The organism is uncultured Lamprocystis sp. (assembly GCF_903933125.1).
Lineage (GTDB): Bacteria > Pseudomonadota > Gammaproteobacteria > Chromatiales > Chromatiaceae > Thiodictyon.
This window is the reverse complement of record NZ_CAIZIZ010000035.1, coordinates 1-8,499: the sequence shown is the minus strand read 5'-3', so window position 1 is coordinate 8,499 and position 8,499 is coordinate 1. Positions and strand designations below refer to the sequence as shown.

The 8,499-nt window shown below is 66.7% G+C and carries 7 protein-coding genes; 4 read left to right on the top strand and 3 right to left on the bottom strand.

Features of this window, described 5'->3' with window-relative positions; genetic code table 11:
- The 4 genes from QZY03_RS01490 to QZY03_RS31900 all read left to right on the top strand — a co-directional run.
- Positions 1–691: CheB methylesterase domain-containing protein (locus QZY03_RS01490; RefSeq protein ID WP_295577522.1), on the top strand; the 691-nt coding region annotated here is incomplete at its 5' end.
- Positions 688–2,130, top strand: coding sequence for a CheR family methyltransferase (locus QZY03_RS01485; RefSeq protein WP_295577519.1), 1,443 nt, complete (start codon positions 688–690; stop codon positions 2,128–2,130). The genes QZY03_RS01490 and QZY03_RS01485, both read left to right, overlap by 4 nt.
- Positions 2,123–5,260: a response regulator gene (locus QZY03_RS01480; protein ID WP_295577516.1), complete on the top strand. Its 3,138-nt coding sequence runs from the start codon at positions 2,123–2,125 to the stop codon at positions 5,258–5,260. Before QZY03_RS01485 ends, QZY03_RS01480 begins: the two co-directional genes overlap by 8 nt.
- A 178-nt stretch (positions 5,261–5,438) precedes the next feature.
- Complete coding sequence (locus tag QZY03_RS31900) at positions 5,439–5,624, top strand: BrnT family toxin (protein ID WP_363169029.1); 186 nt, start codon at positions 5,439–5,441, stop codon at positions 5,622–5,624.
- A gap of 534 nt (positions 5,625–6,158) precedes the next feature.
- Here the strand turns inward: QZY03_RS31900 and QZY03_RS01475 are convergent.
- The 3 genes from QZY03_RS01475 to QZY03_RS01465 form a co-directional block, all read right to left on the bottom strand.
- Positions 6,159–7,625, bottom strand: a complete 1,467-nt coding sequence (locus QZY03_RS01475; protein WP_295577515.1) for a lipopolysaccharide biosynthesis protein — start codon at positions 7,623–7,625, stop codon at positions 6,159–6,161.
- Positions 7,626–7,711: 86 nt separating this feature from the next.
- Complete coding sequence (locus QZY03_RS01470; RefSeq protein ID WP_295577513.1) at positions 7,712–8,278, bottom strand: hypothetical protein; 567 nt, start codon at positions 8,276–8,278, stop codon at positions 7,712–7,714.
- On the bottom strand, positions 8,275–8,499 hold a 225-nt coding region (locus tag QZY03_RS01465), incomplete at its 5' end, for a hypothetical protein (protein WP_295577511.1). The genes QZY03_RS01465 and QZY03_RS01470, both read right to left, overlap by 4 nt.

Genomic DNA, 8,499 nt, shown 5'->3' with positions numbered 1-8,499 from the left:
GCCGCCGCGGCCGGCCGGCGGCGCGACCCGGTCGGGCCCCGCGCCGGCGCCGGCCGGGAATGCAACGCACCATGCCGAGGTGCGGGTGGTCGCGGTCGGCAGCTCCACCGGGGGGCCGAGCGCGCTCGCGACCCTGTTCGGCACCCTGCCGCGCGGGCTCCCGGCGGTCTATCTGGTGTCGCAGCACATCGACCCGGAATTCACCGAAGGGCTCGCGCTCTGGCTGAGCGAGGAGACCGGGCACCCGGCGGCGGTGGCGCGGGCCGGCGAAATCCCGATCCCCGGTCATGTCTACCTGGCCTGCGGGGGACGCCGAAACCTGATCCTCTCACCGGGCGGGCGACTGCAATACGAATCCGCGGGCGACGCGGTCTACTGTCCCAACATCAACCGGATGTTCGCGTCGGTCGCGGCTTCGGTGGCCGCGCCGGCGGCCGGTCCGCGGATGGCCCCCCCGGCCGCGGGTCGAGCGCCGATTTGCGGGGTGGTGCTGACCGGACTGGGGGACGACGGGGCCGAGGGTCTGGCCCTCATCAAGGCCGCCGGCGGCCGGGTGCTGGTGCAGGATCCGGCCACCGCCGTGGTGGACGGCATGCCGGGTGCGCCGATCCGCCGTGGGATCGTCACCCATGGCCAGACCCTGCCGGAGTTGGCTCGCCTGATTGCCCACTGGATCGAGGACGGGCGATGAGCCGCGAACGCACACCGCAGCCGCCACTCGCCGCGGGTCCGACGTCCCCGCCGGGGCTCGTCGCCGAGCCGCTGCGCGACTGGATCCGCACCCACACCGGCATCAGCATCACCGACCAGAATCAGGCCCCGGTCGAGCTGGCGGTGCGCATTGAGGCCGAGCGTCATGGGCTGGACCCGACCCGGTATCTGCAGCGGCTCTTGAGCGGCGGGCTTCCGCCCCAGGCCTTCATCGACGCCGTCGCCACCAACGAGTCCTACTTCTTCCGTTCACAGGAACAGATGCGGGTGGTCGTCACCCGGCTGATCCCGGAGCGGCTGGCGCGGCGGCCGGGTCAGCCGGTGCGTATCCTCTCCCTGCCCTGCGCCCGCGGCGAGGAGCCCTACAGCCTGGCGATCCTGTGCGAAGAACACCGCATCGCGCCGCATTCAGTCCAGCTCGTCGGCGGCGACATCTCGGCGACCTGTGTGGCGGACGCCGGCCGCGGGCGCTACAGCCCGCTGGCCCTGCGGCGCACCGACCCGGAACTGGCGCGGCGCTGGTTCACGCCCCAGGGATCCCGCGCCTGGCAGTTGGAACCGGCCCTGCTGCCGCGGGTGGAGCTGCGCCGACTCAATCTGTTGGAGGATGCCGAAGTGGTGCTGGCCCGCCGCTTCGACATCGTCTTCTGTGAAAACCTGCTGATCTACTTCGACCCCGAGACCACCGTCGACGCCCTGGCCGTGCTGGGCCGCCTGCTGGTCCCGGACGGCTGGCTGTTCGTCGATCATGCCGAATGGAATATCCCGCGGGGCGCTTTCCGGATGCAGGAGTTCGACGGTTGCGTCGGCTTCCGTCCCCTGGGTGCGCCAGCCGCGGACGCATCCGAATCCGGGTCGCGTGCCGGCCGGGTGGCGGTCGCGGATGCCCCGTCCCGCGGCGCGTCGACCGCTCCGCCAACCCAGCTTCCGGCCCCATTGACAACCCGGGCCAGTGGACCCGCGGTGTCCCCGGTGTCGCGTCCGCTGCCGCGGCCGGCCCGTGCCGCCCCGGCGGCGCCGTTACGGGGATCGGCGCTGACCACCCACTTGGCCCAGGCCCAGGTGCATTACCGCGCCAAGCGCTTTGCGGAAGCCTTGAGCGCCTTCGACGCCGTACTGACCGCCGACCCCGGCCACCCGCTCGCCCGACTCGGTAAGGCCCGGGTGCTGGCCGACTGCGGCGAGGACTTCGAGGCGCTGGAGATCGCTGAATCGCTGCTCCACGGCACCGCGGCCGGCGGCCTGAACCTGGCCCCGGCCGATCAGGTGGAGACGCTGGTCCTGATGGGTCTCTTGCTGCATAAGAAAGGACTGAAGGATCTGGCCCAGGGGTATCTGCGCGAAGTGAAACGGCACGACCCGCATCACCCCAGCCTGGGACTGCTGCGACCGCATCGACCAGGAGACGCGGATGCCTGAGGACACGCCTTTGCAGACCCCGTTCCGCGTCCTGATCGTCGATGATTCTCCGACCATGCGGGCGGTCTGTACCCAATCGCTGACGCAGGCCGGCTTGCGGTGCGCCGCGGCCGATGGTGCCGAGCAGGGTTATCGGATGCTCGGTGAGGCGCTGGAAGCGGGTCAACCCTTCGACGGACTCCTGCTCGACTGGCTGATGCCGGGGATGAACGGCTGGGAGCTCCTGGAGCGCATCGCCGGCGAGCGCCGCCTGGACGCCCTCGCGGTGATGATCTTCACCGAACAGCCCGACGACCGGGCCTACCAACTGGCGAGCCTGCGTCCGAACAACGACATTCAGCTCAAGGAGGACCTGACGCTCCTGCCCTATCGGATGCGCAAGTTCCTGACCACCTACAGCGAGGCCGGCGGCATGGGTGACTGGCGCGCCCGCCAGCTCCTGAAGAGCCGCGAACCGCTGGGCGGGTCCATCCTGTTCGTGGACGACTCACCGACGGTTTGCGCCAAATACGGCGACCTGCTGCGCAACAACGGCTACGCGGTCCTGATCGCCGACTCCATGGCCGCCGCCCTGGAACTGGCGCGCCGCCACAAGCCGCAGCTCGCGGTGGTGGATTATTTCATGCCCGGCGGCAACGGTGACGCCCTCTGCCGGGCGCTGCTGGAGGATGACCGCACGCGCGACATCACGGTGGTGATGCACTCCCAGCGCAAGGAGGTCATCGAAGACGCCCTGGATGCCGGCGCCATCGATCTGATCTGGAAAGACGACCCGATCAACATTTTCCTGATGCGCATCGCCTCCATCATGCGCACCCTGCGGGCCAACCGGCAGGCCAAGGATCTGGACATCCTGTTCGCCGCCACCCAGGCCCTGGATATCGGGGTCATGTCGGCAACCCCGGAGGGCTTCAAGGCGTTCAACGCCACCATGGACCGGTTCGCCCGCGAGTGCGGCGGGCTCGACCGCTTCGACCCCCAGGGTATCGCCGCCCTGCCCCATCGCTGTACCGACCGGGACGGCCGGCGCCGCGCATTCAACATCCAGAACGTCGCCGGGGAGAGCGGCGGCCGGGTGGTGCTGGTCCAGGACGTGACGGTCAGCGCCGATCAGGCCGAGGTGCTGGAGCAGGCGCGCGACCGGGCGGTGGAACTGGCCAGTGCCAAGAGCCAGTTCCTGGCCAGCATGAGTCACGAGATCCGGACCCCCTTGAACGGCGTCCTGGGAATGCTGGAACTGCTCAAGGGCACCGCACTGAGTACCGAGCAGGTGCGCTACGTGGACACCGGCATCAACTCGGCCGAGGGGCTGCTCGGGGTGATCGGCGACATCCTGGACTTCTCCAAGATCGATGCCGGACGCCTGGAACTGGAGCACACCCCCTTCAACCTCCCGGAACTGGCGGAAGACGTGATGCAGATGCTGGCCGGCAAGGCCATAAGCCAGGGTCTGGAGGCGATCTGTCACGTCGACCCGGAGGCGCCGACCTCGGTGGTGGGTGATCCCACCCGGCTGCGCCAGGTTCTGATCAACCTCATCGGCAATGCCATCAAGTTTACCGAATACGGCGAGGTGGGCTTGCGGGTCTGGCAGGATGACCCGGACCCGCTGACGCCGCGCATCGGCTTCGCGGTCTGCGATACCGGGATCGGCGTCGACCCGCAGGCGCGGGCGCACATCTTCGAAGCCTTCCGGCAGGCCGACAACAGCACCACCCGACGCTTCGGCGGCACCGGTCTGGGACTGGCCATCAGCAATCAGCTCGTCCAGATGATGGGCGGCACCCTGGACCTGGAGAGCACCCCTGGTCAGGGCAGCACCTTCAGCTTCGTCATCCCCCTGGAACAGGCGTCCCCCGACGCGGCGGCCCCGCCCTGGCGGATGGCCGATGTCAAGGCACTCGCCGGACGGCGCGTGCTGATCGTCGACGACAATGCCACCAACCGGCTCTATCTGCATTGCATGTGCCGCGCCTGGTCCATGATCTGCACCGAGGCGGCGGACGGTCCCCAGGCACTGGAACTGCTGATTGCCGCCCCCGGCGCCGGCCCGCCGTTCGATCTGGTGCTCCTGGACCGCAGGATGCCCGGTATGGACGGACTGGACGTCCTCACCTGGCTGCGCGCGGACCCCGGCGGTCTCGGGGTCCGGGTGGTCTTGCAGACCTCCATGGACGAGACGGGCGAGGCGCGGCGCGCCCGCGAACTGGGCGCCGATGACACCCTGGTCAAGCCGGTGCGCCGCCGCCTTCTCCTGGAAACCCTGTCCCACCTGTTCGGCGGCGGTCATGCCGACCCGGCCGAGGTCGCCCGCACCCCGGCGCGCATCCGCCTGGACGGCTGCCGGGTGCTGGCGGTCGAGGACAATCACGTCAACCAGATGGTGCTGCGCGGGATCCTGGAGCGGTCCGGCTGCGCGGTGCAGATCGCCAACCACGGCGCCGAGGCACTCGACATCCTGGCCGGCCAGTCGTTCGATATCGTGCTGATGGATTGCGAGATGCCGGTCCTGGACGGGCTCTCCGCGACCCGCGCGCTGCGTGAGCGCGAGCGGGCGCAGGGCGCGGGCGCCTACCATCAGGTCGTGGTCGCCCTCACCGCCCATGCGTTTCCCGCGGAGCGCGACCGCTGCCTGACGGCGGGCATGGACGACTATCTGCCCAAGCCGATCCGCGCGCCGGACCTGCTCGCCACCCTGGACCGCTGGTGGACCCGGGCCGCGCCGACCGCAGCGGCCGCGACCGCGGCATCCCTGAACACGACGCGCGCTGCATCGCCCCTCGACCGCGCGGTCATCGCCGATCTGCGCGAGGCCATTGGCGACATCACACCCGTGATCGAAGCCGCGCTGGCTGACCTGCCACAGCGGCTGGCAACCCTCAGTCGCGCGGTCACTGACGCTGCGAATGACAGCATTCGCGCCGAGACCCACGCCCTGGCGGGTGCCTGCGGCAATCTCGGAGCACACGAGGCCGCCCGGCTGGCCCACGCGCTGGAAACCCTGAGCCGGTCCGACGACCCCAGCGGCGCCCTCGAACTATTCACCGCGTTGGACGCCGAGATCGGCCGGCTGCTGTCGGCCCTGGCCGCCTTGCTGGAAGAGGAGACCGGGGCGGTCAGCATGGCATGATTCCAGGTACAGCGGTCAGCCACCTCCGCGGGTTCCGGCTGCGTCGGCTTGCGGCCCCGGCACACATCGATAGACCATTCGGCGTGAACAACAACTCGCTGGTCGAATGAGCGATTGTCATCGGCGTGGTTCATTTCGACATTGCTGACCGAGCAGGAAGGGACCGCATCGGCGCGGGTTGACGGGTAGACAGGCGTGGTCTAGTCCGGATCACTCGCAGGAGGAAGAAAGGTTTTTGCTTTTTGGCGTTTCAGAAAAGGGAAAATTCCTCGTTATCTCGTTCACAGAGACAGAACATGCGATCCGGATATTTTCGGCCCGCCTCATGACGCCTCCAGAGCGCAAAGCCTATGAACAACGATGACACGTTGCGACCAGAATACCCCGCTGATCTGATCAAGTTTGGGGAACGAGGAAAATATGCAGCTCGGTATCGCGAAGGGACGAATGTCGTCCTCATTGAGCCCGATTTGCACAGGCTGTTTCCGGACGCTGAGGCCGTAAATAATGCGCTTCGGAGATACGCCCAAGAGCATCAAATAGGACCCTAACAACAGCGGTTTCTAAGGGTCGGCTAGTCGGAACCCTGGCGCTTACTTGTTGTCTCCTACAGCGAAAAGGAGCCAACCAAGATTTGAATCATTAGCGCAAGACGGGCTTCGCAAACCGAGAAAAGCGTTCCAGTTCCACGGAATGATTGAATTTCAGTGTCTTGCCTTGGTTGGGGACCACCGGCTAAAGCCTCGGCCTCCGGTTGGGGGGCGTGCTTCTCCAGTCGCATGCGGTTCAGCGGAACCCCCCGTCGCGGTCAGCACGCCGCTCGACCAGTGCGCGACGCCCGCCCAGCTTTCGCGGTGGCCCAAGGAAGGAAATTTCATCCACAGATGTTCACAGGTCGCTAACGCCTCAAGAACGCCAGGGTACTCATCCATTGCTCGGCAAAGAAGACGCGCAGAATGGTGAGATAGATCACCACCCCGGCGCCGACCTCGACAACGAGCCGGACCGGTGCCGGTTCAGCGGCAACCAGCAGTTTGACGCCGAGGACCCCGACGGCCATGCCGGCCGCGCCGAGCACCGCCGGACGCAAGCCCTGGGCGATGCGGTGAAATGACGTATCGATCGCTTGCTTACCCCACTGGATCGTGACGATGGTGACGATGGGCTCGGCAATCAGCACGGCCAACACCAAGCCGATGACCCCGGCATTGGCCCCGATGAGGATCAGGATGAAGAGCAGACCCCAACCGACCAGGGCCGATCGTAACACCAGACCCGGGTACCCGATGCCGCCGAGCACCTGCCAGATGAATATCGTGAGCCCCCTGAACGGCACGCTCAGCGACAACAGCGTCAGCGGCACGATGGCGGGTGCCCAGGACTCACCGAAGAGCGTCAACACAAACGCCTCGCCGACGCAAGCCAGTCCGATCATAATCGGCAGCAGGGCCAGCGCGGCGATGCCGATGGATTTCTCCAGGTAATGCGCGACCGCCGCGTGCTGGCCCTGAAATTTCGCGAACGCGGGAAAAACGATCGGGTTGATGACGGCCGAGATCTTGGCCAGCGGCAACAGCGCAAACTGCATCGAGACGACAAACAGGCCCATCGCTTCTGGCCCAAGCCGAGGTCCGGCAATCAGTACCGGAAGCAGATTCGCAGTGATGGTGACCGCGCTGGCCAGCGCCATGGTCCCACCGAAAGCGATCATCCCGCGCACCGGGTGGAAACGCAATGACGGCACCACGAACCAGGGCTGCATGACCATCAGGATGACGGCCAGGAGCACGCGATGGGTCAGTACGCCGATGATCAGTGCCCAGACCCCGGCACCATAGACGGCGAGAAGCAAGGTCGTCATGGCGGAGGTGATGCCCGCGGCCAGTTCGGCGAAGGCCTTGAGCTTGAATTTGAGTTCCCGGTCGAGCAAAGCGTCCGGAATCACCCGGAAGGGAAACAGCAGAAAGACGAATGCCAGCACCCGCGCCAAGGGTTCGAGCCGGGGCTCGTTGAAATAGTCGGCGATCAGTGGACTGCCGAAAAAGTAGGCGAGAAACAGCAGCCCGTTGACGAGCAGCAGCCAGCCGAAGGCACTGCGCACTTCGCTCCGCCCGAGCGTCTTGGTGTGCACCAGCGCTCTTTCCAGGCCAAAAGTGCTGAGCAGAAAGAGAAACTCCAAGGGCGTTTCCAGCATGGCGTTGAGGCCGTAATCGCTGGTGCTGATGAAACGCACGACGACGATGGTCGCAATCCAACTGATGATCTGGGCGACCATGCGCAGCAGCGTCGCCCAACGCAATCCCGACAGGATGGTGTCGATGGTCGCGGCATTGTCCTGATCATGCTTTTCCCCATCTGTGTTCATCTGTGACATCTGTGGACAAATCCGGGTGATCGCTTCGCCCGGAACAGCGATCATGGGCTTCAACCGGGGGATGGACGCCGGCCGCGTCAAGTACCCCCGACGATCTCCAGGGTCGCGACCGTTCCCAGGGCGGCGCGGATTTCCTCCAGTGTGATGGCACGCGCCCGCCACATGTCGTCGAGCATACCGAGGCAGGTGAGACGCATGACATTGGTGTCCGCGCCGCTCAGCCAGAGGTGATAGCCCTCCTGGATCAGGGGAGTCCCGCCGCCCCCGTCGGTCGCTTGGGCAAGCTGGAAGCGAATCGGCCCCGGTCGCTGAAGGCGCGCGACCTCGGTCCACAGGTTTTGCACCCGGACGATCCTGAAGGTCTGGGGCGCAATGGTCTGGGCGCCCTCCCGTGACATGGTGCGGACCTCCAGCCCGCAACTCGGTCCCGTGTTCGCCCCGGCCGGCCGGACCCGGCCGCTCAGGAAGAAGACCCGCGCCCGGTCCTGGGGCACCTGCACCGGGCGGTTCAGGGTCAGGGTACTGCCCGGCGGGATCGCGGCCCAACCGCCGGCCGCGTCCTCACGTACCTTTACCGGGACACAACCCACCAACAGGGCAATCAGCGCGACGACACCGAATGGATGGAAACAACGCCTGCTCATCGCTCGCCCTCCTGCAGATTGCTTGGGAACCGTTCATTGAGAAGCTGAACCAGTCTCTTAGGAAACGCCTTCGGCGTCTCGGTCGTTGTCGTTGTCGTTGTCGTAATCGAGTTTACGGCCTTGATCATCGTACCGGCCGCCGGAAAACCGGAGGCCGAGGCTTTACCGTGAAAGTCGCGCAGCGACCCCGTGGGAGCGGCGTCCCGCCGCGACGGGGCCGG

Coding starts and splice junctions, on each gene's coding strand:
- QZY03_RS01485 (WP_295577519.1), top strand. CDS start 688: ATGAGCCGCGAACGCACACCGCAGCCGCCACTCGCCGCGGGTCCGACG.
- QZY03_RS01480 (WP_295577516.1), top strand. CDS start 2,123: ATGCCTGAGGACACGCCTTTGCAGACCCCGTTCCGCGTCCTGATCGTC.
- QZY03_RS01475 (WP_295577515.1), bottom strand. CDS start 7,625: ATGAACACAGATGGGGAAAAGCATGATCAGGACAATGCCGCGACCATC.
- QZY03_RS01470 (WP_295577513.1), bottom strand. CDS start 8,278: ATGAGCAGGCGTTGTTTCCATCCATTCGGTGTCGTCGCGCTGATTGCC.